2 protein-coding genes are annotated in these 2,290 nt (G+C 62.4%); one reads left to right on the forward strand and one right to left on the reverse strand.

Annotated elements, in window-relative coordinates:
- Positions 1-39: 39 nt before the first annotated feature.
- Positions 40-528: a hypothetical protein gene (locus tag C0V72_RS16005; RefSeq protein ID WP_199797815.1), complete on the reverse strand. Its 489-nt coding sequence runs from the start codon at positions 526-528 to the stop codon at positions 40-42.
- A gap of 63 nt (positions 529-591) precedes the next feature.
- Here C0V72_RS16005 and C0V72_RS16010 point away from each other — a divergent pair, with 63 nt between their 5' ends.
- Entirely contained in the window at positions 592-2,262 is a 1,671-nt protein-coding gene (locus C0V72_RS16010; RefSeq protein WP_101795121.1) for a TM0106 family RecB-like putative nuclease, read from the forward strand.
- Positions 2,263-2,290: the final 28 nt, after the last annotated feature.

Raw genomic sequence — 2,290 nt, forward strand, 5'->3', positions numbered from 1 at the left:
GCTCGGGCTACGCCCTCCCAGCGCTCGCCAAGGCGCGGATCAAGTGGCCTGATTTTGCGCCGCCCAATGGCCGACTTTTACTCCGCCGTTGACAGCCGGTTTTGGCCCGGGACGAGCCGCGTGACCCAGCGCCTCGAGCAGGGCTTCCTCATCGACCGCGAGGCGGGTGCCCTTCTCCGGCGGGACAAGCGCCCTCACCTTCCGGTCGAGGTTTCTCGCAAGGGCTGCTTCCTGCAGCATGCCAGCCTGTTCGAGCTGCGCGATCCCGTTCGATAGTGCGGCCAGCTCTTCTGGCGAAGGTGACAGGAGCGCTGCGACATGGCGAGAGGGCATCCGCCACCGCTTTTTCCGATCATCCCCCTCAGAGGTTTCCGTCTGCGGAAATGCCGCCTCAAGCGCCTCGGTCATTCTCTGCGCGGTGCGATAGACGCAGCCGAATTCTTCCATAATCTGGTCAAGCGACACGCCGCTGCGGCGCGTTGCCATCATCGCGAGTTTCAACAGCTCCTGTGCCTTGGCGAATGACATTCAGAATCTCCATGACAGGTTTTGTCATGCTGAACGGGCATAGCTTATGGTAAGGAGCTATGCATGCGATTTATCGACGGAAATTTCCGCTTCTCGGCCTCGGACCTGATGCGCTTCAAGGGGTGCCGTCACGCGACCCTCCTCGATCTGCGTCTGATTGAAAAAGGGGACATCAGCCCCAAGGACGACAGTGCTGAAGCACTGCTCCTGCAGCAGCAGGGCGACGAGCACGAACTGGCCTTTCTGGAACAGCTTCGCGCTGAAGGTCGATTAATTACCGAGATCCCCAAGGATGGGCTGTCACTCGAACAATCGGTCGAGCTGACCCATGCGGCAATGGCCCAGGGAGCAGATATCATCTTCCAAGGTGCCCTGCTGGACGGAGCGTGGGGCGGCTACACCGACTTCCTGGAGCGCGTTGAACGCACGTCCGCGCTCGGTGACTGGTCCTACGAAGTTGTCGATACAAAGCTCAAGCGCAAGCCGGATCCCAAGCATGTACTGCAGCTGTGCCTTTACAGCGACCTCCTGACGAAGGTGCAGGGGCTGGCGCCGGAGACGGCGCATCTGCAGCTTGGCGACGGCAGCCGACACACGGTTCGTCTGGCTGATGTCTCCGCCTACGCGCGGCATGCGCGTTCGATGCTTGAAGGGTTTGTGGCCGAACGCCCTGCGACCCGCGCCGAGCCCAATGCCGCCTGTGGCCTCTGCCGGTGGAGCGATCATTGCAATGCGCAGTGGGAGCAGGACGACAGCCTTGCCCTTGTCGCCGGCATAACCCGCAGCCAGCGCCAGAAGCTCGAGGCAGCCGGGGTTACCACCATGGCGGCGCTTGCCGAGAGGGCGGAACGCGTCCCGAAAATGGCCGCCGAGACGCAGCGCAAGCTTGTGGCGCAAGCCAGGCTCCAGACAGCCCGGCGCGCCGGCGCAGGCCCGTCCTTCGTGTTGCGCGAGCCCGAGCCGGGCAAGGGCTTCGGTCTCTTGCCTGAACCGGCGGAAGGCGACGTGTTCTACGACATTGAAGGCGACCCATACTTTCCCGGAGGCCTCGAATATCTCCATGGCGTCTGGTTCATGGAGGACGGCGAATGGCAATTCCGGGCCTTCTGGGCGCATAATCGCGAGGAAGAAGGCCGGGCGATGCGCGACCTTCTCGCCTTCCTCGTCGAACGCATGCGGCAATACCCGAAGGCGCATATCTATCACTATGCCAACTACGAGATCGCAGCGCTTCGGCGCCTGACCGCGGCGCATCGCACCGGCGAGGCAGCGATGGATCAGTTGCAGCGCGAGCGCAGGTTCGTCGACCTGTTCAAGGTCGTCGGTGGCGGACTTATCGCGTCTGAGAAGGGCTATTCGATCAAGGATCTCGAAGCCTTCTACATGGAAAAGCGCGCCGCGGACGTCGCGACAGCGGGCGCCAGCGTCGTTTTCTATGAACAATGGCGGCAGACCGGGGAGCAGCGGCTTCTCGATGAGATCCATGACTACAACCGGACAGATTGTATCTCGACCCAGCTGTTGCGGGACTGGCTGGTCCGAGATGTTCGGCCTGCAGGCATGCCGTGGCCGGTCCTCGGCGATGTCCCTGCCGATGGCACACTGTCGAATGTCGAGGCGGAGGATGCTGAACTGGAGGCCCTACGCCAGCGCCTCGAGCCCGTGCGGGTGTCAATGGACACCCAGTGTTACGAGCTAAGGCGACACCCAGTGTTACGAGGTGTCTCGTTGTGACCGTGCGATGATTTCAGGGGCGGGGAGC

Source organism: Porphyrobacter sp. TH134 (genome assembly GCF_002855495.1).
In the GTDB taxonomy this organism is placed as follows: domain Bacteria; phylum Pseudomonadota; class Alphaproteobacteria; order Sphingomonadales; family Sphingomonadaceae; genus Erythrobacter.